The sequence below is a fragment of the Pseudomonas gebzensis genome (genome assembly GCF_034427815.1).
Taxonomy (GTDB): Bacteria; Pseudomonadota; Gammaproteobacteria; order Pseudomonadales; family Pseudomonadaceae; genus Aquipseudomonas.
Window position 1 is genome coordinate 338272 of the sequence record NZ_JAXQNS010000001.1, and the last position, 25113, is coordinate 363384.

The 25113-nt window shown below is 64.0% G+C and carries 24 protein-coding genes and 1 pseudogene; 15 read left to right on the top strand and 10 right to left on the bottom strand.

From position 1 onward, the window contains the following. The first annotated feature begins 392 nt into the window (after positions 1 to 392). The 8 genes from gmd (at position 393) to mqo (ending at position 10633) form a co-directional block, all read left to right on the top strand. Positions 393 to 1424, top strand: coding sequence for a GDP-mannose 4,6-dehydratase (gene gmd, locus SJI00_RS01535; RefSeq protein ID WP_322460001.1), 1032 nt, complete (start codon positions 393 to 395; stop codon positions 1422 to 1424). Beyond that, positions 1424 to 2320, top strand: coding sequence for a GDP-mannose 4,6-dehydratase (locus SJI00_RS01540; protein ID WP_322460002.1), 897 nt, complete (start codon positions 1424 to 1426; stop codon positions 2318 to 2320). Before gmd ends, SJI00_RS01540 begins: the two co-directional genes overlap by 1 nt. Next, entirely contained in the window at positions 2320 to 3465 is a 1146-nt protein-coding gene (locus tag SJI00_RS01545) for a glycosyltransferase family 4 protein (protein ID WP_322460003.1), read from the top strand. The genes SJI00_RS01540 and SJI00_RS01545 overlap by 1 nt, the downstream gene beginning before the upstream one ends. Then, entirely contained in the window at positions 3462 to 4583 is a 1122-nt protein-coding gene (locus SJI00_RS01550) for a glycosyltransferase family 4 protein (RefSeq protein ID WP_322460004.1), read from the top strand. Before SJI00_RS01545 ends, SJI00_RS01550 begins: the two co-directional genes overlap by 4 nt. Continuing rightward, on the top strand, positions 4580 to 5569 hold the full coding sequence (locus SJI00_RS01555) for a UDP-glucose 4-epimerase family protein (RefSeq protein ID WP_322460005.1): 990 nt from the start codon (positions 4580 to 4582) through the stop codon (positions 5567 to 5569). The genes SJI00_RS01550 and SJI00_RS01555 overlap by 4 nt, the downstream gene beginning before the upstream one ends. Then, the gene (locus SJI00_RS01560; RefSeq protein ID WP_322460006.1) at positions 5566 to 6576 is read left to right on the top strand and encodes an MraY family glycosyltransferase; all 1011 of its coding nucleotides are present in this window, start codon (positions 5566 to 5568) and stop codon (positions 6574 to 6576) included. Before SJI00_RS01555 ends, SJI00_RS01560 begins: the two co-directional genes overlap by 4 nt. A gap of 116 nt (positions 6577 to 6692) precedes the next feature. After that, on the top strand, positions 6693 to 8687 hold the full coding sequence (locus tag SJI00_RS01565; RefSeq protein WP_322460007.1) for a polysaccharide biosynthesis protein: 1995 nt from the start codon (positions 6693 to 6695) through the stop codon (positions 8685 to 8687). Positions 8688 to 8986: 299 nt separating this feature from the next. After that, positions 8987 to 10633: a malate dehydrogenase (quinone) gene (gene mqo, locus SJI00_RS01570; protein ID WP_322460008.1), complete on the top strand. Its 1647-nt coding sequence runs from the start codon at positions 8987 to 8989 to the stop codon at positions 10631 to 10633. A gap of 96 nt (positions 10634 to 10729) precedes the next feature. On the opposite strand, the pseudogene SJI00_RS01575 reads toward mqo, so the two are convergent. The 6 genes and pseudogenes from SJI00_RS01575 to SJI00_RS01600 all read right to left on the bottom strand — a co-directional run. Continuing rightward, positions 10730 to 10837, bottom strand: a pseudogene (locus SJI00_RS01575) (type II toxin-antitoxin system HicB family antitoxin); the annotation flags it as partial. A gap of 12 nt (positions 10838 to 10849) precedes the next feature. Beyond that, a complete protein-coding gene (locus tag SJI00_RS01580) occupies positions 10850 to 11395 on the bottom strand; it encodes a lipocalin family protein (RefSeq protein ID WP_322460009.1) in 546 nt (181 codons plus the stop codon). Between the two features lie 108 nt (positions 11396 to 11503). Beyond that, positions 11504 to 12793, bottom strand: a complete 1290-nt coding sequence (locus SJI00_RS01585; protein ID WP_322460010.1) for a M18 family aminopeptidase — start codon at positions 12791 to 12793, stop codon at positions 11504 to 11506. 53 nt (positions 12794 to 12846) lie between these two features. After that, positions 12847 to 13728, bottom strand: coding sequence for a LysR family transcriptional regulator (locus tag SJI00_RS01590; RefSeq protein ID WP_322460011.1), 882 nt, complete (start codon positions 13726 to 13728; stop codon positions 12847 to 12849). 105 nt (positions 13729 to 13833) lie between these two features. Further along, a complete protein-coding gene (gene moaA / locus SJI00_RS01595; protein ID WP_322460012.1) occupies positions 13834 to 14832 on the bottom strand; it encodes a GTP 3',8-cyclase MoaA in 999 nt (332 codons plus the stop codon). Positions 14833 to 14971: 139 nt separating this feature from the next. Beyond that, a complete protein-coding gene (locus SJI00_RS01600; RefSeq protein WP_322460013.1) occupies positions 14972 to 15430 on the bottom strand; it encodes an Lrp/AsnC family transcriptional regulator in 459 nt (152 codons plus the stop codon). A gap of 98 nt (positions 15431 to 15528) precedes the next feature. Here SJI00_RS01600 and SJI00_RS01605 point away from each other — a divergent pair, with 98 nt between their 5' ends. Then, positions 15529 to 16758, top strand: a complete 1230-nt coding sequence (locus SJI00_RS01605; RefSeq protein ID WP_322460014.1) for a trans-sulfuration enzyme family protein — start codon at positions 15529 to 15531, stop codon at positions 16756 to 16758. 136 nt (positions 16759 to 16894) lie between these two features. Here SJI00_RS01605 and SJI00_RS01610 read toward each other — a convergent pair whose 3' ends face one another. Next, positions 16895 to 17131, bottom strand: coding sequence for an HP1242/YdcH family protein (locus SJI00_RS01610; protein WP_322460015.1), 237 nt, complete (start codon positions 17129 to 17131; stop codon positions 16895 to 16897). Positions 17132 to 17335: 204 nt separating this feature from the next. Here SJI00_RS01610 and rnd point away from each other — a divergent pair, with 204 nt between their 5' ends. The 4 genes from rnd (at position 17336) to SJI00_RS01630 (ending at position 20685) form a co-directional block, all read left to right on the top strand. Further along, a complete protein-coding gene (gene rnd / locus SJI00_RS01615) occupies positions 17336 to 18469 on the top strand; it encodes a ribonuclease D (protein WP_322460016.1) in 1134 nt (377 codons plus the stop codon). Further along, on the top strand, positions 18466 to 18759 hold the full coding sequence (locus SJI00_RS01620; protein WP_322460017.1) for a YcgL domain-containing protein: 294 nt from the start codon (positions 18466 to 18468) through the stop codon (positions 18757 to 18759). The genes rnd and SJI00_RS01620 overlap by 4 nt, the downstream gene beginning before the upstream one ends. 243 nt (positions 18760 to 19002) lie before the next feature. Beyond that, complete coding sequence (locus SJI00_RS01625) at positions 19003 to 19935, top strand: D-2-hydroxyacid dehydrogenase (RefSeq protein ID WP_322460018.1); 933 nt, start codon at positions 19003 to 19005, stop codon at positions 19933 to 19935. A 300-nt stretch (positions 19936 to 20235) separates the two neighbouring features. Further along, a complete protein-coding gene (locus SJI00_RS01630; protein WP_322460019.1) occupies positions 20236 to 20685 on the top strand; it encodes a YcgN family cysteine cluster protein in 450 nt (149 codons plus the stop codon). Between the two features lie 308 nt (positions 20686 to 20993). Here SJI00_RS01630 and SJI00_RS01635 read toward each other — a convergent pair whose 3' ends face one another. Next, positions 20994 to 21320 (bottom strand): YgaP family membrane protein, encoded by a 327-nt coding sequence (locus SJI00_RS01635; RefSeq protein WP_322460020.1) that lies wholly within the window; start codon positions 21318 to 21320, stop codon positions 20994 to 20996. Between the two features lie 244 nt (positions 21321 to 21564). Then, complete coding sequence (locus tag SJI00_RS01640) at positions 21565 to 21933, bottom strand: YajD family HNH nuclease (protein ID WP_322460021.1); 369 nt, start codon at positions 21931 to 21933, stop codon at positions 21565 to 21567. 134 nt (positions 21934 to 22067) lie between these two features. On the opposite strand from SJI00_RS01640, the gene SJI00_RS01645 reads away from it, so the two are divergent. Next, positions 22068 to 22343 carry a hypothetical protein gene (locus tag SJI00_RS01645; RefSeq protein ID WP_322460022.1) on the top strand — a complete coding sequence of 92 codons (276 nt, stop codon included), beginning with the start codon at positions 22068 to 22070 and terminating at the stop codon, positions 22341 to 22343. Between the two features lie 94 nt (positions 22344 to 22437). On the opposite strand, the gene SJI00_RS01650 is transcribed toward SJI00_RS01645, so the two are convergent. Continuing rightward, positions 22438 to 24489: a S9 family peptidase gene (locus tag SJI00_RS01650; protein WP_322460023.1), complete on the bottom strand. Its 2052-nt coding sequence runs from the start codon at positions 24487 to 24489 to the stop codon at positions 22438 to 22440. Between the two features lie 117 nt (positions 24490 to 24606). On the opposite strand from SJI00_RS01650, the gene SJI00_RS01655 reads away from it, so the two are divergent. Further along, the gene (locus tag SJI00_RS01655; protein WP_322460024.1) at positions 24607 to 25104 is read left to right on the top strand and encodes an MFS transporter; all 498 of its coding nucleotides are present in this window, start codon (positions 24607 to 24609) and stop codon (positions 25102 to 25104) included. Positions 25105 to 25113 lie beyond the last annotated feature (9 nt).

A 25113-nucleotide genomic window follows, 5' to 3' on the forward strand; every position in this document is an offset into this window, starting at 1 on the left:
CAGCTCCGTCGCCAACACGTGCGCTGCGCGCTTGTACTCTCTTGTCCTGCTGTAGTCTGTTGCGGGTTAAGAGGGAGAAGGCCGCGACTCGGCCCGCAAAGCCTTAAGGCTGTTTAGCGCGTTGCTACCGGACCATCCTTCACGGCCGTCAAAATCAGTTTTTTCCGACACTATGCGAATGAAACAGCTGCTGTAGTGTCCTTAATGCCTGCTTGAACATTCGCAGAAAGCCCGGTTTTTTGGTCCGGCCCTGTGATCTGCGTCGAGCACGGCGCGGTGGTAGATGTATACTCACGCACCCACAGTTCACGCCGGCGTGCTTTGCAGCCCTCTGCGGCCTGCCATCGGCACTTGAATGCACTTTATCGTACTAACGGAGTTGGTTAATTCGCATGAAAGCAATCGTCACTGGGATCACTGGTCAAGACGGCGCCTACCTGGCAGAGCTGCTGCTCGAGAAGGGCTACACCGTCTATGGCACCTACCGCCGTACCAGCTCCGTCAACTTCTGGCGCATTGAAGAACTGGGCATCCAGAACAATCCGAACCTGCACCTGGTCGAGTACGACCTGACCGACCTGTCCGCCAGCATCCGCCTGCTGCAGACCACCGGCGCCACCGAGGTCTACAACCTCGCCGCGCAGAGCTTCGTCGGCGTGTCCTTCGAACAGCCGCTGACCACCGCCGAAATCACCGGCCTGGGCGCTGTCAACCTGCTCGAAGCCATCCGCATCGTCAACCCGAAGGTGCGCTTCTACCAGGCGTCCACCTCCGAGATGTTCGGCAAGGTCCAGGCCATTCCGCAGGTCGAGGACACCCCGTTCTACCCGCGCAGCCCCTACGGCGTCGCCAAGCTGTACGCGCACTGGATGACCATCAACTACCGCGAGTCGTACGGCATCTTCGCCACCAGCGGCATCCTGTTCAACCATGAGTCGCCGCTGCGTGGCCGTGAGTTCGTGACCCGCAAGATCACCGACACCGTCGCCAAGATCAAGCTGGGCCTGCAGGACACCCTGGAGCTGGGCAACCTCGACGCCAAGCGCGACTGGGGTTTTGCCAAGGAATACGTCGAAGGCATGTGGCGCATGCTGCAAGCCGACGAGCCGGACACCTTCGTGCTGGCCACCAACCGCACCGAAACCGTGCGTGACTTCGTCAGCATGGCCTTCAAGGCCGTCGACATCACCCTGAACTGGAAAGGCGAAGCCGAGGCCGAGCAGGGCATCTGCGCGGCCACTGGCAAGGTGCTGGTCTCGATCAATCCGAAGTTCTACCGCCCAACCGAAGTCGACCTGCTGATCGGCAACCCGGCCAAGGCCAAGGACGTGCTGGGTTGGGAGCCGAAGACCTCGCTCGAAGACCTGTGCCGCATGATGGTCGAGGCCGACCTGCGCCGTAACGAGAAAGGGTTCTCGTTCTGATGACCCAGGCCAGCAAACGTGCACTGATCACTGGCATACAGGGTTTCACCGGGCGCTACATGGCCGCCGAACTCGAGGCCCATGGCTACGAAGTCGTCGGTACGGGCAGCCAGGCCTCCACTGAGCCGCGTTACGTTCAGGCAGACCTCACCGATGCGGTGAGTCTGCGCACAGTGCTGGCCGACCTGCAGCCGGATGTCGTCGTGCATCTGGCTGCGCTCGCCTTCGTTGGCCATGGCGTGGCCGATGCGTTCTATCAGGTCAACCTGATCGGTACGCGCAACCTGCTCGAAGCCATCGCCGCCTGTGGCAAGACCCCCGACTGCGTGCTGCTTGCCAGCAGCGCCAATGTCTATGGCAATGCCTCCGACGGGATGCTCGGCGAGGACACGCCGCCGGCGCCGGCGAACGATTACGCGGTCAGCAAGCTGGGCATGGAGTACATGGCCCGCCTGTGGCAAGACCGCCTGCCCATCGTCATGACACGACCCTTCAATTATTCCGGGGTCGGACAGGGCGAGAATTTCCTGTTGTCCAAGATCGTCTCGCACTTCCGCCGTCGGGCGCCGGTGATCGAGTTGGGCAACCTTGATGTATGGCGTGATTTCAGCGATGTACGTGCGGTCGTGGCGGCCTACCGTGGATTGCTGGAAGCGGCGCCCGTTGGCCAGACGGTCAATGTCAGCTCTGGCGTGGCGCATTCGTTGCGCGATGTCATCGCGCTGTGCGAGCAGATCACCGGCCATCGCATCGAAGTCACTGTGAACCCTGCGTTCGTGCGGGCCAATGAGGTCAAGACGCTGACGGGCGACAACAGCCGGCTACGCAGGCTGGTGCCTGGCTGGGCTACCCCAGCGTTGCAGGACACCTTGGCCTGGATGCTGGATGCCCGTTAATGAAAGTCGTTCTGTCCGTTGACCCTGTTCGCTTCCCGCTGACGGGGATAGGCCGTTACACCTACGAGTTGGCCCAGCATCTGGCCGCTAGCCCGGAAATCACTGACCTGCGCTACATGGCAGGTCGCCGGTTTCTACCCCGCGTGCCCAGTGCGAGCGACGTGTCCGGAGGAGGGCACGGGCTCAAGCGCATCGTGCAGAAGCTGCCCATCGCCATCGAGGCTTACAGGCGCTTGATGCCGTGGCTCAAAAGCCAGGCCCTCAAGGGGCACTCGGATTTCCTGTACCACAGCCCCAACTATTACCTGCCGCCGTTCACGGGGCTGCGGGTCGCGACCTTCCATGATTTGTCACCGTTCACCTGGTCTCAGTGCCATACGCCCCAGCTCGGCCGCTTCCTGCGCAAGGAACTGACGCAGACCGTGCAGCGCGCCGACCGTTTGATCACCGATTCGGAGTTCACACGCCAGGAGTTGGCGGCCTACTTCAACTGGCCACTGGAGCGCATCGACGCCGTGCCATTGGCCAGCTCTGCCGAGTTCTACCCACGTGATGAACTTGAGCTGGCGCCCACGCTTGCCCGCTATGGCCTGCAGCCTGCAGGTTATAGCCTGTTCGTCGGGACCATCGAGCCGCGCAAGAACATCGGTACGCTGCTCGACGCCTACCAGCGCCTGCCATTGCCTCTGCGCACACGTTTCCCGCTGGTGGTGACGGGTTACCAAGGCTGGCAGAGCGAGGCGATTCACCAGCGTCTGGAAAGCGCACGCCGTGAAGGCTGGGCGTACTATCTAGGGTTCGTACCGGGGCATGAACTGCCGTTGCTGTTCGCCGGCGCGCGTCTGTTCACCTTTCCAAGCTTGTATGAAGGCTTCGGCTTACCCGTGCTGGAGGCCATGAGCTCTGGTGTGCCAGTGGTCTGCTCCAATTCCTCGTCACTTCCGGAGGTCGCAGGAGAAGCGGCCTTGATGTGCGACCCACTGGATGTCGACGCCCTGACCGAGCTGCTCGCCAGGGGCCTGGAAGATGCTGCCTGGCGCAGCGGCGCAGTGAGCGCAGGCCTTGCCCATGCAGCACGCTTCTCGTGGCAACGCTGTGCGCTGGGCACCCTCGAAACCTATCGACGCACGGTGGCCCAGTCATGACCAAGGTCCTGCATTTTTTCAAGACGTACTACCCAGAAACCATGGGTGGCGTCGAACAGGTCATTTTCCAGTTGGCCGAAGGCAGCGTGGCTCGGGGGTTGAGTGCGGAAGTCTTGTCACTGAGCACGCGCGGCGCGGCGCGGGGCGAGTCTGTAGGGCACCACGTGGCTCATCGCTCGCGCCTCGATCTGCATGTGGCGTCCACGGGTTTTTCGCGCTCGGCCTTCAAGGATTTTGCCGAGCTGGCGCGCCAGGCTGACATCATCCATTACCACTATCCCTGGCCTTACATGGACCTGGTGCATTTTGCCAGTCGCCTGAACAAACCCACGCTGGTCAGTTACCACTCCGATATCGTCAAGCAGAAGATGCTCCTCAAGCTCTATCGACCCTTGATGAACCGCTTCCTCGGCAGTGTCGACCGTATCGTGGTCTCCTCGCCGAACTACGCACAGAGCAGTGAGGTGCTGCAGCGCTTCAAAGACAAGGTCGACATCATTCCTTTCGGCCTGGAGCAATCGACCTATCCGGAGGTCGATGAGGCCAAGCGCGCGGACTGGCGTAAGCGGGTAGGGGGGCGGTTCTTTCTGTTCGTCGGCGCACTGCGCTATTACAAGAGCCTCGATTGCCTGATCGAAGCCGCCAAGCTGGCGAATCTGCCGGTGGTCATCGTCGGGCACGGGCACCTTGAGCAGGCGTTGCGCGCCCAGGCACACGCCATTGGCGCCACCACCGTGCAGTTCGTCGGCGGCGTCGATGACCAGGACAAGGTGGCGCTGCTGCAACTGTGCGAGGGCTTCGTGTTCCCGTCTCATCTGCGTTCCGAGGCCTTCGGCATCTCCTTGCTGGAAGCGGCCATGTACGGCAAACCGATGATCTCGTGCGAGATCGGGACCGGCACCACCTTCATCAACCTCCATGGCCAGACCGGCCTGGTGACGCCACCTCGACATCCTGGCGAGCTGGCCCGCGCCATGCTCGAGCTGTGGAACGACCCGGCACGGGCCGCAGAAATGGGGCGTCAGGCGCGGCTGCGCTATGAGTCGGTGTTTTCGGCCGACCAGATGATCGACAGCTACGTGCAGCTGTATCAGCAACTGCTCGACGGTCGCCCATGAGCGACCACGCAGCACCGGCCGCAGGCGGCATCCTGGTCACCGGCGCCAACGGCTTCGTCGGGCGCGCCCTGGTCGAGCATCTGCTCGCCTCGCAACCGCGCCCGGTGATCGCTGCGGTCAGGCGAGCCGATGCCGCGCTGCCAACCGGGGCAGCCCGGCGTGCCGCGCCTGCGCTCGGGCCGACGGCGGATTGGGCTTCGGCCTTGCAGGGTGTCGAGTGCGTGGTGCATGCCGCCGCGCGCGTGCATGTCATGCAGGACACCGTGGCCGACCCTCTGGAGGCGTTCCGGCAGGTCAACACCGCTGGCACGTTGGCGTTGGCCACCCAGGCTGCGCAGGCCGGTGTCCGGCGCTTCGTGTTCATCAGCTCGATCAAGGTCAATGGCGAACAGACATTGCCCGGCCAGGCGTTCACCGCCGATCAACCGCCTCAGCCCGTGGACCCCTATGGGGTGTCGAAACACGAGGCCGAGCAAGCTTTGCTGCAGGTGGCCCGGGACACCGGTATGCAGGTGGTCATCGTGCGGCCCGTGCTGGTCTATGGCCCAGGCGTTGGCGCCAACGTGGCGAGCATGATGCGCTGGTTGGCCCGCGGTGTGCCCTTGCCCCTGGGCGCCATCGACAACCGGCGGAGCCTGGTGAGCCTGGCCAACCTGGTGGATTTCGTTGCGCTGTGTGTGGAGCATCCATGCGCGGCCAACCAGGTTTTTCTGGTCAGTGACGGGGAGGACTTGTCCACCACCCGCTTGCTACAGCGGATGTCGCACGCGTTGGGGCGCCGCGCACGGTTGATCCCGGTACCGGCTGCAGGCTTGGCGTTGGCGGCACGCCTGATGGGCAAGGCCCACGTCGCCCAGCGCTTGCTGGGCTCGTTGCAGGTCGATATCGAAAAGAACAAACAGCGACTGGGCTGGCAGCCTGCCGTTCCGGTCGACGTGGCCCTGCAGGCCACTGCCCGTCATTTCATGGAGCTGCAACGTCGATGACTGTCGCCTGGCTGCTGATCGCCGTGGCGATCGCTTCATTTTTGTTGACTGCACTGATTCGTCGCTATGCCTTGGGGCGTAGTCTGCTGGACATCCCCAACGCGCGCAGCTCGCACACGGTGCCGACCCCCCGAGGCGGTGGCGTGGCGATCGTGCTGACCTTCCTGCCCGCGCTGCTGGTGCTGTGGCAGCAAGGCTGGGCGACGGGTGCCGAGGTGCTGGCCTTGGGCGGCGGCGGTCTACTGGTGGCCATTGTCGGCTTCATCGATGACCACCGGCATGTCCCGGCACGCTGGCGCTTGCTGGGGCATTTTGCGGCGGCGCTTGGGCTGTTGATCGGGCTGGGTGGAGCGCCATCGCTCACGGTGGCTGGAATTTCAGTACAGTCCGCAGGGATATTGCTACCCTTGTTGGCGGTATACCTGGTCTGGTTGCTGAACCTGTACAACTTCATGGACGGTATCGACGGCATTGCCGGTATCGAAGCCTTGGCGGTGTGTGGGGCCATGTGCGTGGTCTACGCCCTGGGTGGACATGTCCATGCCATGGCTGCACCGTTGCTGCTGGCCGCTGCGGTGTTGGGGTTCCTTGTGTGGAACTTTCCGCCGGCCAAAATCTTCATGGGCGATGCGGGCAGTGGTTTTCTCGGTTTGACGCTGGGCGGGCTGTCGCTGCAAGGCGCCTGGTTGGACGGTCACTACCTCTGGGCGTGGGTCATCGTGCTCGGGTTCTTCATCGTCGATGCCACGGTCACGCTGTTGCGCCGTCTGATCGCGGGCGAGAAGGTCTACCAGGCCCATCGCAGTCATGCCTATCAGCACGCGGCGCGCCGCGCCGGTCGGCACCTGCCCGTGACCCTTTTCGCCGCCGCTGTGACCCTGTGCTGGCTGTTGCCCATGGCCCTGTGCGTGACGTGGTTTGGCCTCGATGGCGCGCTGGGTACGCTGATCGCCTACGTGCCGTTGGTCGTACTGGCGCTGAAGTTTCGAGCAGGGCGAGCAGAGTAGGCGCACGCCTGGCGTCGCAGACGCATGAGTACGACGGGATATTGATAACCACCTGCATGCGCTGGTCAGCGCCAGGCATGCAACATCGAAGAGAGCGCGCCCGCGGGCCGGTACCTATGGACAAGTTGCGCACCTACCTCGTCAATCTGCCACGTCGTAAAAAACGCCTGATCCAGGTGGCGACCGATGTGGTTCTGGTCTGGCTGGCACTCTGGCTGGCCTTCGTCGTGCGACTGGGCATGGACGAAATGTACAATCCATTGCTCGGCCACCCCTGGCTGTTCGCCGCGGCGCCCATCGTGTCGATCCCGTTGTTCGTGCGCTTTGGCATGTACCGAGCGGTGATGCGCTACTTTGGTAACGACGCCTTGCTGGCCATCGTCAAGGCCGTCAGCCTGGCCTCCTTGCTGCTCACCCTGGTGGTGTTCTGGTACAGCGCGCCGCCGCAGGTCGTACCTCGCTCGATCATCTTCAACTACTGGTGGTTGAGCCTGGTGATCGTCGGCGGCTTGCGCTTGGCCATGCGCCAGTACTTCATCGGCGACTGGTTCACCACCGCGCAGCATGTACCCTTCGCCACGCGCGACGACGGTTTGCCCAAGGTGGCCATCTACGGCGCCGGCACAGCAGGCAACCAACTGCTCGCAGCGCTGCGCATGGGCAAGATGATGCGCCCGGTCGCGTTCATCGACGACGACCCCGGCATCGCCGACCGCATGATCGCCGGCTTGCAGGTCTATAAGCCTGATCGCATACAGCGCATGATCGACGAAACGGGCGCCGAGGAAATCCTCTTGGCACTGCCGTCCATCTCGCGCGATCGGCGCCGTGAAATTCTCGGCAACCTGGAAGCCTTCGCGCTGCATGTGCGCAGTGTGCCGGGCATCATGGACCTCGCCAGTGGCCGGGTGAAGGTCGATGACATCCAAGAGGTGGACATCGGCGACCTGCTGGGGCGCGATGCCGTGCCTGCGCAACACGACCTGCTGGAGCGCTGCATTCTCAACCAGTCGGTGTTGGTCACCGGCGCTGGCGGCTCGATCGGCTCGGAACTCTGCCGGCAGATCCTTGAGCTGGAGCCCAAACTGCTGATCTTGTTCGACCACGCCGAATTCAACCTCTACAGCATTGCGGCCGAGCTGGAAGCGCGGATCGAGCGTGAGCACTTGCGGGTTCGACTGGTACCCATCCTCGGTTCGGTGCGCAACCAGGCACTGACGTTGAATATCATGAAGACCTGGCGAGTGGACACGGTCTATCACGCGGCGGCCTACAAGCACGTGCCGATCGTGGAGCACAACGTCGCCGAAGGTGTGCTGAACAACGTGATGGGCACGCTCAGCACCGCCCAGGCCGCGTTGCAGGCCGGTGTCGCGAGCTTCGTGCTCATCTCCACCGACAAGGCCGTGCGCCCGACCAATGTCATGGGCAGCACCAAACGCCTGGCCGAAATGACGCTTCAGGCGCTGAGCCGCGAAACGGCGCCGGTGCTGATGGGCGACGCCGACAACGTGGCTCGGGTCAACAAGACCCGTTTCACCATGGTCCGCTTCGGCAATGTGCTGGGCTCCTCCGGCTCGGTGATTCCGTTGTTCCACAAACAGATCAAGGAGGGTGGGCCCTTGTCGGTCACCCATCCGAAGATCACGCGCTACTTCATGACCATCTCCGAAGCGGCGCAGTTGGTGATTCAGGCGGGGTCCATGGGGCAGGGCGGCGATGTCTTCGTGCTGGACATGGGCAAGCCGGTGAAGATCGTCGAGCTGGCGGAGAAGATGATCCACCTGTCGGGCTTCAGCGTGCAGTCGGAGCAAAACCCTACGGGCGACATCGCCATCGAGTTCACTGGGTTGCGCCCCGGTGAAAAGCTGTTCGAAGAGCTGCTGATTGGCGATAACGTCGAGCCCACACGGCACCCGATGATCATGTCGGCGAACGAGGATTCCCTGCCATGGAGCGTGCTTAAAGGGCAGTTGACCGAGTTGCTCACCGCCGTCGAGAGCAACAACTGCCCTAGGGTTCGCAAGTTGCTGCGCGAGCTGGTCTGCGGGTACGCCCCGCAAGGGGATATCGTGGACTGGATCTACCAGCAGCGCCAGCAGGATTCGTGAGGGCTTGTCGGTAGACGCGCTCGGCACTATCGGGCGCTTGCAACGCTGAGCCAGCGCACGCTGGCCGCCTGGGACAACCTGCCGCCTTGACGGTTCCGTGCAGAATTTGTTTGTGACACTATTTCGGTTACAATCGGAAAAACGTTTCAGCCTTGTAGGGTTTTCCTGACCCTTGGCGAAGCGTTGCTGTTTCTCTGGCTGCTGACTCCAATGATCAATAAAAAGCGCGCGCTGAAGGACAGAAACAAGCGAGGTCAGGCCTGCGCCGTCCTTACGTGCTAACGATTGGAAATTGATCAATGTTCAAGAAAGCTGGCAAGACCCTGCTGGGTCTGGCTGTTGCCGCGAGCTTCATGCACGCGCACGCCGCAGAAACCAAGAAAGTCGACGTGCTGCTGGTGGGCGGCGGGATCATGAGTTCCACCCTGGCGGTCTGGCTCAACGAGCTCGAGCCGAGCTGGTCGATGGAAATGGTCGAGCGCCTGGACGGCGTTGCCGAGGAAAGCTCCAACGGCTGGAACAACGCCGGTACCGGTCACTCTGCACTGGCCGAGCTGAACTACACCCCGGAAGACAAAGACGGCAACATCAACATCAGCAAGGCGATCGAGATCAACGAGGCGTTCCAGATCTCTCGCCAGTTCTGGTCGTGGCAGGTCCGTCACGGTGTGCTGAACAACCCGCGCTCGTTCATCAACACCACCCCGCACATGAGTTTCGTGTGGGGCGATGACAACATCAAGTTCCTGAAAAAGCGCTATGAAGCGCTGCAGGCGAGCCCGCTGTTCCGTCCGATGCAGTACTCCGAGGACCACGCGCAGATCGCCAAGTGGGTCCCGCTGATGATGGAAGGCCGTGATCCGAGCCAGAAACTGGCCGTGACCTGGACCCCGATCGGCACCGACGTCAACTTCGGCGAGATCACCCGCCAGTTCGTCAAGCACTTGCAGACCCGCGACAACTTCGACCTGAAGCTCTCCAGCGAAGTGCAGGACATCACCCGCAACGATGATGGCTCCTGGCACGTCGAGTACAAGAACCTCAAAGACGGCAGCGAGACCGCGACCGACGCCAAGTTCCTGTTCATCGGTGCCGGCGGCGGCGCGCTGAAGCTGCTGCAGAAATCCGGCATCCAGGAAGCCAAGGAATACGCAGGCTTCCCGGTCGGTGGCTCGTTCCTGGTGACCGAGAACCCGACCGTCGCCATGCAGCACATGGCCAAGGCCTATGGCATTGCCTCGACCGGTGCGCCGCCCATGTCGGTGCCACACCTGGACACCCGCGTGCTGGACGGCAAGCGCGTGATCCTGTTCGGGCCATTCGCCACCTTCTCGACCAAGTTCCTCAAGAACGGCTCGTACCTCGACCTGCTCAAGAGCACCACGCTGCACAACGTGTGGCCGATGACCAAGGTCGGTGTCGACCAGTACTCGTTGGTGGAATACCTCGCCGGCCAGCTGATGCTCTCGGACGACGACCGCTTCGCCGCGCTGCAGACCTACTTCCCGCACGCCAAGAAAGAAGACTGGCGCCTGTGGCAGGCCGGTCAGCGCGTGCAGATCATCAAGCGTGACGCCGAACACGGCGGCGTGTTGAAGCTCGGCACCGAAGTGGTCGCCTCCAAGGACCGTACCCTGGCTGGCCTGCTGGGTGCCTCGCCGGGTGCCTCGACCGCCGCGCCGATCATGCTCAACGTGCTTGAAACCATCTTCAAGGAGAAGGTCGCGACGCCTGAGTGGCAAGCCAAGCTGCACGAGATCGTGCCGAGCTACGGCACCAAGCTCAACGAGTCGGCCGCTGCTGTGCAGAAAGAGTGGAACTACACCGCTGAAGTCCTGCAACTGGCCAAGCCGCCCGTGATCGACGCCAGCGTCGGTGAAGCCAACACTGCTGCGGCTCCGGTCAAGCCGGTGGAAAGCAACCCAGCGGCCGACATGGCGCTGTAAGCGGTTGCTCCCTGCCGCCTTGGGTGGCAGTGCTGAACGAAAAAAAACCACGGGTCGCTAAAAGCGGCCCGTGGTTTTTTTTGTATCGGAGAAGGGTCAGCGGTTGAGCTTTTCCAGCGCCGCATCGGCGAGAAAGGACGACTGGCTCTTGATGTTGTGCAGGTGCACATAGCGGTCGATCTGCTGGATGACCGTGCCTGGCACGTCACGTTGTGTTTACCGGCGCCAGATCAGCGCCGACGTGTCATAGCCACGCTCATGCGCCACCTTCAGCAACTGGTCTGTGGTGGCCTGGCTCACCTCGGGCGTGCGTGACAGCAGCCACAGGTACTTGCGCTGCGGATCGCCCACCAGGGCCACGTTGTAGTCGGCGTCGTGGTACAGCACCCAGTAATGGCCTTTGGTCAGGTCCGGGGCCAGGCGGCTGAACCAGTTGTCGAAGCGCACCCAGAGCTTGTCGGTGCGGCCCGCCACTTGCGGCTCGGCGATGCCGTTGACCTGGTTCACTTCACCGTCTTTGTCACGGCAGCGGTTGAGCACGTCGATGCGGCCATCTTGGCGCAGGCCGTAATGCGCTTCGGACTGCACGCACTTGCGTTGGAAGAACATCGGCAACCTGGCCAGCTCGTACCAAGTGCCTTGGTAGCGTTCCAGGTCGACCGGCATGGTGGCCGGCGGCGGGCTGGACCGCTTGGATTGCGTGCTGCAGGCAACGAGGGCGACGGCAATGCAGCCGAGGGTCAGCAGGGTGCGGGTCTTCATGAATCCTCCCAGAAAAACAACGGCCGCCGGCGAAGCTCGCACAGCGGCAACTGGGATTTGGATGCCACGCGCTGCAAAAAGTTGAATGCAACGGCGTGGCGAGACGCTTCAGGGCAGCTCGACGCTGCGGTAGAACGCGGTCAGGACTTTCACCAGATGGGCCAGGTCGTGGCTGCCGCACAGCTCGCGGATCGAGTGCATGGCGAAGGTCGGCAGGCCGATGTCGACGGTGCGCACGCCCAGGTGGCTGGCGGTGATCGGGCCGATGGTGGAGCCGCAACCCATGTCGCTGCGCACCACGAAGCTTTGTACCGGGACTTCTTCGGCCATGCACAGGTGGCGGAAGAAACCCGCCGTTTCGCTGTTGGTGGCATAGCGCTGGTTGCTGTTGACCTTGATCACCGGGCCGGCGTTGAGCTTGGGGCCGTGGTTGCCGTCATGCTTGTCGGCATAGTTGGGGTGCACGCCGTGGGCGTTGTCGGCCGAGATCATCAGCGAGCGCTGGATCGTGCGCACGTAGTCGTCGTGGTTGCCGATCAGGCGCTGCAGGGTCTGTTCGAGCATCGGGCCGTCGGCGCCGCAGGCCGAAGACGAGCCGATTTCCTCGTGGTCGGTGCAGACCAGCACGCAGGTCTGCTCGCTGTCGGCGGCCAGCAGCGCTTGCAGGCCGGCGTAGCACGACAGCAGGTTGTCCAGGCGGGCGGCGGCAATGAAGTCGGCGTTCAGGCCGATCAGTGCGGCACCCTGGGTGTCGTAGAAGCTCAACTCGTAGTCGAGCACCACGTCGGCGATCAGCTCGTGTTCGCGGGCCAGTTGCTCGGTCAGCAGGGCACGAAAATCGATGCGCTCGTCACCGGCCACCTGTGCCAGGATCGGCGGCAGTTCGGTCTGTGGGTTGATGGTCCAGCCGTCGTTGGCGCCGCGGTTGAGGTGAATCGCCAGGTTGGGAATGATTGCGATCGGCAGGGTGAAGTCGATCAGCTGGCTCTCGACCTTGCCGTCGCGGCGGAAGGTAACGCGCCCGGCCAGCGACAGGTCGCGGTCGAACCAAGGTGCCAGCAGCGCGCCGCCGTACACTTCGACGCCCAGTTGCAGGAAGCCCTGGCGCTGCAACTCTGGCTGCGGCTTGACCCGCAGGCACGGGCTGTCGGTGTGCGCGCCGACCATGCGGATGCCGCCCTGCAAGGGCGCCTGCTTGCCCAGGCTGATGGCGATCAGGGACGAATCGTTGCGGGTCACGTAGTAGCGCCCGCCAGGCGCCGTGGCCCAACTGTCGCGCTCGTCGAGGCGTTGATAACCCGCCGCTTCCAGGCGCTGGGCCAGGCTTGCGGTAGCGTGGAACGGGGTGGGGGAGGCCTTGAGGAAATCGATCAGGCCGTTATTGAGGGCGTCGCGCATAGGTCACTCCAGACAGCAGAGGCGCGAGTTTAACGCAGTTTGTAACGGTGCGATCAGGCCGCGAAGAGTTTCTGCGCCTGGGCGAAACACTGCTCGGCAATCACCGATCGGGGTTCGCTGCGACGCATTACCAGGCCGACCTGGCCGCGGATCCGCGCATCGGTCAAGGGCAGGATGCTGAGGTGTTCACCCAGGTCTTCCAGGCCGAACTCAAGCGGCATCACCGCACAGCACAGGCCGCACGCAATCGCCTGGATCAGTTGGAAGGTGGAATCGCTTTCCAGCACGGTGTTGGGCGTCAGGCCGCGGCTGCGCAGGCTCAGGTCCAGCGACTGGCGATAGTGCATGCCTTGGCTGGGCAGGCCCAGGGGAATACCGGCAAGGGCGTCCCAGTGCAGCGGGCCGTCGAACTGAAAGTGTCGTGTGTCGTGCAACAGGCCCATGCAGGTGACGCCCAGTTCGATGATTTCGAAATAGCTGGTGTCGACCTGATCGAGGTAGCAGATGCCCAAGTCGAGCTGGTTTCGGCTCAGGCCATCGATGATCTGTTCGGAACTCAGCGACGACAGCTGAAACTGCAGCCCGGGGTGCTGCTTGCGCAGCGGCAGCAGCAACGCCATCGGGTTGAAGCTGGCCAGCGGTACCGAGCCCAGGCGCAGGCTGCCCACCACTTGGCCTCGGCAGTTGGCGGCTTCGGCGTTCAGGCCGTCGTGCGCGGCCATCAGTGTGCGCGCCCACGCAAGAATGCGCTCGCCGGCCTCGGTAAAGCCCTCGAAGCGCTGGCCACGCTTGACCAGGGTCAGTTCCAGCTCGTCCTCAAGGTTGCGCAGGCGCATTGAAAGGGTCGGCTGGGTGACATGGCACAGCGCCGCGGCCTGACCGAAATGCCGGGTCTGGTCGAGGGCGATGAGGAACTTTAGCTGCTTGATGTCCATGGGAAAGCCTGCGCGTGCGTAAGCGCTCGACCTTAACCAAGTCCGACGCGGCTCGCTATCGATTAATAGAGGCGATCGATCAAGGGGTGTGGGCGGTCGACGGCTTCAGCCGCCGGTCATGTTCATGAAGCGCACGATCTGCACATCGCCGCCCACTTCAAAGTGGTGGCGGTAAGGCTTGAGGTGCACCGCTTCGCGAATGGCCTTTTCCAGCCGTGCCGTGTCGCCAGGGTGGGCGCGCAGGACCTGCTTGAGGTCCATCGAATGCTCGTTGCCCAGGCACAGCAGCAGGCGACCTTCGACGGTGAGCCGCACGCGGTTGCAGGTGGCGCAGAAGTTGTGGCTGTGCGGCGAGATGAAACCGACCCGGGTCTGCGGGGCTTCGGCCAGGCGCCAGTAGCGCGCCGGCCCGGCCGAGGATTCGGCCGATTCGATCAGGGTAAAGTGCTCGGCCAGACGCTCGCGCACCTCGTCGCTGGAGCAGAACGACTCGCCACGTTCATGCTCGTTGATCACGCCCAGCGGCATTTCTTCGATGAACGAGATATCCAGCTCGCGGTCGATGGCAAAACGCACCAGGTCGACCACTTCATCATCGTTGCGGCCCTTGAGCACCACCGCATTGAGTTTGGTGCGGCGAAAACCGGCCGCCCGTGCCGCATCGATGCCGGCAATGACCTGGGCCAGGTCGCCGGTGCGGGTGAGCTGGCGGAAACGCTCGGGGTCGAGGCTGTCGAGGCTGATATTGAGGCGGGTGACACCGGCGTCAAACAGCGGTTGAGCCAGACGGCCCAGTTGCGAGCCGTTGCTGGTCAGGCACAGTTCGCGCAGGCCGGGCAGCGCGGCAATGCCCTGACACAAACCGACGATGCCCTGGCGCACCAGAGGCTCGCCACCGGTCAGGCGAATTTTGCGCGTGCCGAGGGCCACGAAGCGCTCGGCGACCTGGTACAGCTCTTCGAGGGAAAGGATCTGCTGGCGCGGCAGGAACTGCATGTCTTCGGCCATGCAATACACGCAGCGGAAATCGCAACGGTCGGTCACTGACATCCGCAGGTAGTCGATCTTGCGATTGAAGCCGTCGATCAGAGCTGGCTGGGTCACGTCTGCGCCTGGGTGGTGAGGTGGGGCGATAGCCTGCTACCGCATTGAGCTCCACGCTATAACCTGCGCCAAGCCCCGTCAAATCGCTTTCGCCGACCACGTGATCAGCCCTGTCTATCGTGCGCCACTGCGCTGTGTTTCAGCGATGGACGGGGTAGGCGGTGGTGTACTTCATCTGTTCCATGGCAAAGCTTGAGGAAACGTTAGAGAGCCCCTCGGTGCAATTGATCAGTTTTTTATAAAAACGGTCATAGGCGCGGATGTCGGCCACCACCACGCGCAGCAGATAATCCCAGTCTCCGGCCATGCGATAGCACTCCATCACCTCCTCGAAGGCCGTGACCTTGGCCGCAAAGGCCTCCAGCCAGAGACTGTCGTGATGCTGGGTTTTCAGCTGGACGAAGACGGTCAGGCCCAGGCCCAGACGTTCCGGATCGAGCAGCGCCACGCGGCTGCGGATGTAGCCATCTTCCTCCAGGCGCCTGACCCGCTTCCAGCAGGGTGTGGTCGACAGGTTGACGGCTTCTGCCAGGTCCTTGAGCGACATCGACGCATCGCGCTGAAGCAGGGTGAGAATGTGCTGGTCGAAGCTGTCCATGGCGGTGCGGTCCGGGTCGTTGCAGCTGCGGGGGAAGCGCCCAAGACTACGGCATCAGTGGCAAAATGCACGTCCTTCTGCGTGGCTGTGATGGGCTGATGCGCTTATGCCATAGTGGCGGTCTTTCCCTGCCAGGGGCCTTGATCATGTCTGACAAACCGCGCCATTTCGCCACCCGTACTTTGCATGCCGGCGAGCGCTATCGCGCCGCTGACAATGCCATCTTCCCGCCGATCTTTACCGCCAGCAGCTTCACCAAGCGCAGCCTCGACGACACGCCCGCCTACGCCTACAGCCGCGTGGCCAACCCCACCCGCGATGCCTACGAGAGCGCCGTGGCGGCGCTGGAGGAGGGTGTTGGTGCGGTGGCCTGCGCCTCGGGCGTGAATGCCACGGCCACGGTGCTGGAACTGCTGCCCAAGGACGCCCACGTGATCGTGATGAACGGCGTGTACGGCGGCACCTTTCGCATCCTCGAAGACTTTCGCAGCCACACCTCGGGGCTCACCACGAGCTATGTCGACCTCAACGACCTGGCGGCCGTCAGCGCGGCCATACGCCCCGAGACGCAATTGATCTGGATCGAATCGCCGACCAACCCCTTGCTGCAGCTGGTCGACATCAAGGCCCTGTGTGAGCTGGCGCGGGCGCGCGGCATCCTGACCTGCATCGACAACACGTTCTGCTCGCCGTGGAACCAGCGCCCGCTGGCCTTGGGCGTGGACCTGGTGATGCATTCGGCGAGCAAATACATCGGCGGCCATTCCGACCTTACCGGCGGCATCGTGGTGGCCGGCAGCGAGGCGTTGCTCAAGCGCTTGCGGCGTATCAGCATGGCCATCGGCGCGGTGCAGGGCCCGTTCGACTGCTACCTGGCCTTGCGGGGCCTGAAGACCCTCGATGTGCGCATGGAGCGTCAGTGCGCCAATGCCTTGCGGGTGGCGCGCTTTCTGGAACACCACCCGCAGGTCGAACACGTGTATTACCCAGGCCTGGAGAGCCATCCCCAGTTCGCCCTGTGCCAGCGCCAGATGCGCAGCGGCGGGGCGGTGGTGGCGATGAAGGTCAAGGGCGACCGCGCGGGCATGAACCGCCTGGTGGAGGCCTTGCAGCTGTTCGTGCTGGCCGACTCGCTGGGCGGGGTGGAGAGCATGCTCAACCATTCCTGGAGCATGTCGCACTGCTCGCTCAGTGCCGAGCAGAAAGGTGCGATGGGGATTACCGAGAACTTGCTGCGGTTGTCGGTGGGGGTGGAGGATCATCGGGATTTGATCGAGGATTTGGCGGCAGGCTTGGCCGCGTTGGGCGGCGGGCAGACGCGCGGTTAGCGCCCTGGGGGCTGTAGAGTCGTGCAGCTGTGGGCGGCGACCGTGCAAGGCCAGGCATCCAAGGCTAGCCGCTGAAGGTCAGGCTGCGTGCGGGCCGCTGAAGCGTCAGCGGCCCGCAGGGATCAGGCCGGACGGCTCACGCCTTGGGCTGATGGACGATACGTTCGATCTTGTCCTTGATCAGCAGCCGCTCCTTGCGCAGCGTGTTGATCGTTTCATCGCCGGTGCCGTTGTGTTCGGCGTTGAGGACCTGCTTGTCCTTGGCGTTGTATTCCTTGTGCAGTTTGTGCAAGTCCGGATCTTGGTCTATCAGGGCCTGGAAGGCGTCGGTGCTCATGTTCAGGTCAGCGAGCAGATCGTGCGGAACTGGCATTTCTTCACCTCGGTCGGTTGGGCGTAAGGACTCAGGCCCTGAGGATAGCCCTTGTGGCCGCTGGCTGCGACCCCGTGCAGGCACGCTTGGCGCACTGAATGGCCAGACATAGTCACCACCCTGGATCGCACCCGGCGTCGCCTGCGTTTCACGCGCAGTGCCTACGCCGTATATACTGCGCGCCAATGTTTGTGGGAGAGCCTCGTGGCCATAGAAATACACTGGATCCGTGACGACCAGACCTTGGCCGAGCACTGCCGGCGCTGGCACGAACTGCCTTTCGTGGCCGTCGACACCGAATTCATGCGGGTCGACACCTTCTACCCCAAGGCCGGCCTGATCCAGATCGGCGATGGCCAACGGGCCTTTCTCATCGACCCACTGTTGATCCGTGACTGGACGCCACTGGGTGCGCTGCTCGAAGACAATCAGGTGGTCAAGGTGCTGCATGCCTGCAGCGAAGATCTTGAGGTGCTGCTGCGCCTGACCGGCAAGCTGCCGCAACCGCTGTTCGACACGCAGCTGGCTGCCGGTTACCTGAACATCGGGTTTTCCATGGGCTATTCGCGACTGGTGCAGGATGTGCTTGGCATCGACCTGCCCAAAGGCGAGACGCGTTCGGATTGGTTGCAGCGGCCGCTGTCCGACACCCAGGTGAGCTACGCCGCCGAAGACGCCGTGCACCTGGCCGAACTGTTCGCCGCGCTGCGCCCACGCCTGCTCGACGACAAATACGCGTGGGTGCTCGAAGATGGTGCCGAGCTGGTGGCGCAGATGCGCCGCGAGGTCTCGCCGCTGACCCTGTTCCGCGACGTGAAGCTGGCCTGGAAGCTGTCGCGTCAGCAACTGGCGGTGCTGCGCGAGCTGTGCGCCTGGCGCGAGCGTGAGGCGCGGGCGCGTGATGTGCCGCGCAGTCGTATTCTGCGGGAGCAGTCTTTGTGGCCCATGGCCAAGAGCCAGCCGGACACCCTGGCGGCGCTGGCCAAGATCGACGACATCCACCCGCGCACCCTGCGCCAGGATGGCGATACGCTGCTGAAACTGCTCAAGCAGGCCGCCGCTGTGCCGTCCGAAGACTGGCCAGCGGCCCTGCCGGAACCCTTGCCCATCGAAGCCTCGGGCATCCTCAAGCGTTTGCGCAGCATCGGCCAGGCCGAAGGTGAGCGGCTGGGCATCGCCCCCGAACTGATGCTGCGCAAGAAAACCCTGGAAGCCTTGCTCAAGAGCGGTTACCCCAGCGGCCCTTATCAATTGCCCGACTCGCTGCGCGGCTGGCGCCGTGAGCGCATGGGGCAAGCACTGCTCGACGACCTGGCGAGCAGCGGAGAACCTGCATGAAACGTATCTGCTCGATCTACAAGAGCCCGCGCAAGAACGAGATGTACCTCTATGTACTCAAGGCCGATGGCCTGGAGCGCGTGCCGGAAGGTCTGCTGCCTGCGTTTGGCACGCCCAAGCACGCCTTCGACCTGGTCCTGAGCCCGGAACGCACACTGGCCCGCGAGGACATCCACAAGGTGCTGGCCAACCTCGAAGAACAGGGCTACCACCTGCAGATGCCGCCGGCCGAAGACGAGTACATCGAGCACCTGCCCGAAGAGCTGCTGCGCCGTAACGATCCGGTCTGAGGGCTATGTCTGTCAGTTAAGCGATTGGGTCGGTCCGCTTTGCGGCCCATCGTGGCTAACCGACGTGGCGGACCGGCCGCTGCCACACATTTGCGCGCGCTGTGTGTGGGCCGCTCCGGCACTCCGGTTTGCCCCAATGATGACGACCCGGATCAACTGCCTGGCATGGGTCTGAGGGTCGCCTTCCTTCCAGCGGCCTGACCGGCGTCAGCGCCGGGCAGACCGCCCCGTCAGGAGTTTGCCATGCAGGTAGTGGTCGCAGAACACGATCATCCCGTCTATGCCCAGCTGATCGCCGAGCAGCATCCTCAGTTGCAGGTGCTCGCCAGCAGCGACCCCTCCGAGCTGCGAACGATGGCCGGGCAGGCGTCTGTCTGGCTCGGCGAGCCGGATCTGTTGGCCGACCTGTTGCGTCATGGGCTCAAGCCCGCCTGGTTGCAATCCACCTGGGCGGGCGTCACGCCCTTGTTGGCGCCTGACCTGCCGCGTGATTACCTGCTCACGCGCGCAGTCGGCATCTTCGGCCAGGTCATGGCCGAGTACGTGCTGACCTACCTGCTCAACCATGAGCGTCAGGTACTCTCACGCCTTATCCACCAGACCCAGCGGCGCTGGGACGGGCGCCCTGGGCAGAGCCTGGCGGGCCGTGAGGTGCTGATCGTCGGCTGCGGGGAAATCGGCCAGCAGGTTGCCCAATACCTGGTCGGCTTCGGCCTGCGGGTGCGTGGGATTGCCAGCCAGGCGCGCGACCAGGCGCCCTTCATTGAAGTGGCTGCCCTGAGCGCAGTGGCGCAGTGGGTGACGCAGGCCGATTACGTGATCAACCTGCTGCCCGACACGCCAGCCACCCACGACCTGTACGACGCCGCCCTGCTGGCCAGGTTCAAGCCTGGCGCCCTGTTCATCAATGCCGGGCGCGGGGTGGCGGTGGTCGACGCCGATCTGGTACAGGCCCTCGAGTGCGGCCACCTGGCGGGTGCGGTGATCGATGTGTGCCGTGAGGAGCCGCTGCCCACACAGCATCCGTTTTGGCATGCGCCAGGGCTGATTCTCACGGGCCACAGCTCGGCGCCCACCTCGCCGGTGGCGATGGTCGAGCTGTTTCTGCACAACCTGCAGGGGTATCAGGCGGGGCAGGGCTTGCGCGGTGTGGTGAATTTCCAGCGCGGCTATTGAGCCGCGCTGGCGCTTGATACGCAGCCTGACCGGTGAGATGAACACTGGAAACCCGCATCGGCCTCCCGCGCACTGAGCGGCAGACCCGCACTGCGGGCTGGCGCGTACAATCGTCACAGACAAGCGGTGGGGCAAACACTGAAACGCGCATCGGCCTTCCGCGCACTGAGCGGCAGGCCTGCACTGCGGGCTAGCGCGTACAATCGTCACAGACAAGCGGTCTGGCAATGCGCCAGGCCACGCCCTAGACTGGCGCCGCCGCGTCTGGCGGCGTTACCAACACTGCAGGAACACTGAGTCATGAACGCTGAAAGCGCGCCCTTCTGGCGGCGCAAGACCCTCGAGCAACTGAGCCCCGGCGAGTGGGAATCGCTGTGCGACGGCTGCGGGCTGTGTTGCCTGCAGAAGCTCGAAGACGAAGACGATGGGGGTATCTACTACACCCGCATCGCCTGCAAGCTGCTTGATTTGAACACCTGCCAATGCAGCGACTACCCCGGTCGCTTCAAGGCGGTGCCCGACTGCATCCAGCTCACCCCTGGCAAGGCCGACCAGTTCAAGTGGCTGCCGAGCACCTGCGGTTACCGCCTGGTCAGCGAGGGCCAGGACCTGCCCAGCTGGCACCCACTGGTGTGCGGAGATCGCAGCCAGGTCCACGAGCAACGCATCTCTTACGCCGGGCGCATGCTCGGCGAAAACGAAGTGGACGAGGACGATTGGGAAGACCATTTGATCTTCCGCGCCGGTTGACGGCTTGAGGTAGGCAGGGCGTTGAACGCGAGCGTGATGGCGCGCGATCGTGGGCGCCGCAGAAACAGGGCTGGGTGGTAGGCGTCCGCCCGGCTTGAAGGCAGGAACGCTGCACTGACGACAGAAGCGGAATTCTGGTTATCCGTCGTCGGGACCCTTGGCACGGCGCAGCCGACCCTCGGCTGCAACCTGGATTCCTCGGTACGCGGATGCCGAAGCGGCGGGTCCGGCGCTCCGGTCAGTTGCGACGGGCTGCGCAACAGGTCGGCGTCTTGCGCCGAGCTGCGCGCCCGCGGTCATTCAAGGTCTCAGCCGGCGATAGGGTCTTTGCCGGTCACGGTCACACCGCGAGTCGCGGCATCCGCGCTGGCCTTGAGTTTGACCAGCTCGGCCGAATCGTGCTCCAGGCCCGAGCGCAGACGGTCGTACTCGGAGCGGTGCTCTTCGAAGAAGGTCTTGGCCGCGCAGTGCCCCTTGACGCCACGGGCCAGCGCGAGGCCGCCGACCGCGACATGCACCAGGCCGAGGAAACCGCCTTTGCTCAGGCCTCTGCCGATCATGACTACGCCGCCGGCCAGCGATGCAAAACGCTCGATACCTTTGACGTTCTTGTCGTTCGAATGGTTGTCGCTCATGGGGAAGATCTCCTGAAAGGGGGTATACGAGCTGACCGCTGCAGCGGGCGAAGCGTTCAGCCGATGTGGCGGATGGCTGACGATGAGCGTGGCGGTGGCAGCGTGCTGACAGGCTGGCGGCACCACCTCAAAGCGTCCAGACGGGCAAGAACGGGCAGCTGTCGAGGCGGCCGAAGTCCGGATGGCCGCGCCCTGGGTCGCGTGCGGCAATCCACCCGGGCGCGGCTGGCGATCTCTGCGCGGGCTATTTTTTCAGCAAGTCGCCCAGCGCCGCGAACGGATTGTGCGTGGCCTTGGCTGTGCTGGGCGAGCTCAACGAGCCCTCACTGAAGTACTGCTGGTCGGTGTAACGCGAGTGCTCGTTGTCGTGGCAGTACAGACACAGCAATTCCCAGTTCGAGCCGTCCTGGGGATTGTTGTCGTGGTTGTGGTCGCGGTGGTGCACGGTCAGTTCCGACAGGCGCTTGCCGGCAAACTCACGGGCGCAGCGGCCGCAGACATGGGGGTACATTCTCAGGGCCTTGTCGCGATAGCCCATGTCCTTGTCGCGCTTGGCGTCGGCAAGAATGCGGTCGAGCCGCGCGGTGGCGGCAGAAGTGGAGGCCGAGCTCATGGTGGTACCTTTGTTTTTTGATCAGGCGGATGACGGTTATGCCGTGAAGTCTAGCCTGCCTGGCAGTACGCCGGACAGGCGCGATGGCCAACTTGCAGGTAGCCTGTAGGAAGATTTCTGATAGGAGGTTGGCTATGTACGCCATTCTTGCCCTCTGGCTGCTGGCCGGCATTTCCCTGGCCGAGGCGGCAGGGCCGCAACCACAAGCGCCGGTGACCGTGCCCGGCGCGCCTGGCACCGCGACGCCATCGCCGTATCCGCAGATCACCCCGAGCAACCCGCCCAAGGCCGGCGACGGTGCACCCGGTGGCCCGATGCTGCCGCCGATTCCGCATCCCGGTCCGCCCAAGGACCAGCCCCTGCCCAAGCCTGCGCAGACGCCGCCGGTGAGCGTGCCGGTTCGACGCTAGCCGTCGGTGACAGCCCGTTTCCCTGGGGACGAGGCCACCGGATCGCGGCCTGACCACGTGCCGACGCCCCAGCGCGCCGCGACCGCTGCCTGGTCTACACCACGCCCAGGCTTTCCAGCACGAAAGCATACTCCAGCGCGACATCGCGCAGCCCCTGATAACGGCCACTCATGCCGCCGTGGCCGGCGCCCATTTCCGTCTTGAGCAGGAGCAGGTTGTCGTCGGTTTTATGCGTGCGCAGGCGCGCCACCCATTTGGCGGCTTCCCAATACTGCACGCGGCTGTCGTTGTAGCCGGCCACCACCAGAAGGGCCGGATAAGCCTGCGCCTTGACGTTCTCGTAGGGCGCATAGGCCTTGATCCGCGCGTAGACCTCGGGCACGTCGGGGTTGCCCCATTCGTCGTACTCGGTGACGGTCAGCGGCAGGTCGGGGTCGAGCATGGTGTTCAGCACATCGACGAAGGGCACCTCGGCGATGGCGCAGCGGAACAGCTCAGGGCGCAGGTTGAGCACCGCGCCGATCAGCAGCCCGCCGGCGCTGCCGCCGCTGATGGCCAGGCGCTCGGCCGTAGTCACGTTTGTGCTTATCAGGTGCTCGGCGCAGGCGATGAAGTCATCGAAGGTGTTTTGCTTGTGCGCCTGCTTGCCGGCGCGGTACCACGCCTCGCCCAGTTCGCCGCCGCCGCGCACATGCGCGATGGCAAAGGCCACGCCGCGTTCGAGCAGGCTCAGGCGGGCGTGGGAGAACCACGGGTCGAGGCTTTCCCCGTAAGCGCCGTAGCCGTACAGATAAAGCGGCACCGACTGGCCCTGATCGGCGCGACGGCGCACCAGGCTGATGGGCACTTGCGTGCCGTCGGCGGCGGTGGCCCAGAGACGCTCGCTGACGTAATCGTCAGCATCGAACGCGCCCAGCACCGGGGTCTGCTTGAGCACACTCTGCGCGCCATCGGCCAGCGCCAGTTGACGCACCTGCGCCGGACGGTTCAAGGCCTCGTAGCGCAGGCGAAGGCGCGGGCTGGTGAATTCCAGGCTGTCTTGCACGTACAGGCTGTAGGCCGCATCCGGCAGCTGTACGCGGTAGGCCGGCTGCCCCTCGGGGTGCACTTCGATGATCGGCAGACCTCCTTCGCGCAGGCTCAGGGTCAATGCGCTGGCGTTGAGGCTGAGGTCTTCGAGCATGACCGTTTCGCGATGCGGCACCAGGACCTGCCACTGGTCATGGCGCGGCACGCACTCGGCGGGTGCCTGGAACAGGGCAAAATTGATGCCGTTCTGGTTGCTGCGGATGAACCAGCGCCACTGCCCTTCGAGCATGCCGTGGTCGGGGAAGTATTCGTGGCCCTCGCGGCGCGGTGCCAGGCAGGTGAACTCGGCCAGTGGCGTGTTGGCGTCGAGCACCCAGGCTTCGCAGGTGGTCTTGCTGTTGAGCAGCAGCACCAGTTGCTGCTCGGAGCTGGTGCGGTAGCAGTGCAGGAAGAAGCGGCCGTCGGGTTCCTCGAGCACTGTGCGCGCGTCGCTGTCGCCCAGGGTGTAGCGGCGCAGGCGCCAGGGCCGGTGGGTGTCGTCGAGCTCCCCGAAGAACAGTGTCTGGCTGTCATTGGCCCAGGTCATGCTGCCGTCGCAGTCCTCGAACGGCAGGGCCGTGATGGCGCCGCTGGCGAGGTCTTTCACGTACAGCGCGTAGTCTTCGTCGCCGCGGGTGTCGAGGCTGTAGGCCAAGCGCTGGTGGTCAGGGCTGATGCTGAAAGCGCCCAGTGAAAGGAAACCGTCGGCGGCCAGTGCGTTGGGATCGAGCAGCAGGGTTTCGGCGTGTTCGTCCACCTGGTTGCTGTCATCTGCCGGGCGCGGGCAACGGTAGTGGCGGGCGTACTCGTCGCCTGCCGTGGTGCGGGTGTAGTAGAGGTACGGGCCCCAGGGCGAGGGCAGCGACAGGTCGGTTTCGAGAATGCGCCCCTTGATCTGCTCGAACAGCGCATCGCGCAGCGGCGCCTGATGCGCCAGGCAGGCCTGCTGGTAGTCGTTCTCGGCCTCCAGGTAGGCCAGCACTTCAGGGGTGTCGCGTGCCTGCAGCCAGGCATAGGGGTCGGCGCCGGGGTGCTGTCGGGCGAGGGGCGGAGACAGTGGCGGGGTGCTTGCGGGCATAGGGTTCTCTTGGCTGGGGCAGCGGCGACGCAGCGGTCGCGCTGTCGGCATGGGGGGCGCCTGCGCCCGGAAAAGCAGTTATCATAGGCAACTCTTCCCCTGGCTTGCATCCTCACCATGACCGAACACGACTACCTCCTCGCCTGGGGCCTGTACGCCTTCGCGGCACTGGGCTGCCTGCTGGTCTTCTTCAAGCTCACTGGCTGGATGTGGCGCTGGCTGCGCGAGCCGCTGCGGGTAGTGCTGGCGGTGCTGTTGCTGAGCCCGACCATCGTCGACCCGGCCAAGGACAGCTTCGCCCCCTCCATCGCCATCAGCGCCCTGGATCTGGCCTTCAAGGTTGGCAACAACGCTTGGCGCGCCGCCTCTGACCTGGCCATGTACGGCCTCTTCGCCTTCGTGCTCTATGCCGTGTTCGTGCTGGTGCGCTGGCCGCTGGAAAACCGCGCGCGTGCGCGTCGCCAGCAGGCCGAAGCCGCTGCCGAGCGGCGCCGCGTCGAAGACGAACAGCTCGAACCCGCGCCGATGGCTGCCGACCTCAACGACCGTTACCGCGAGCGTACCCCCGCGGCACCGGCGCCGTCGTTCAACGGCCGGGTCGAACCCAGGATCTAGTCAGGAGGG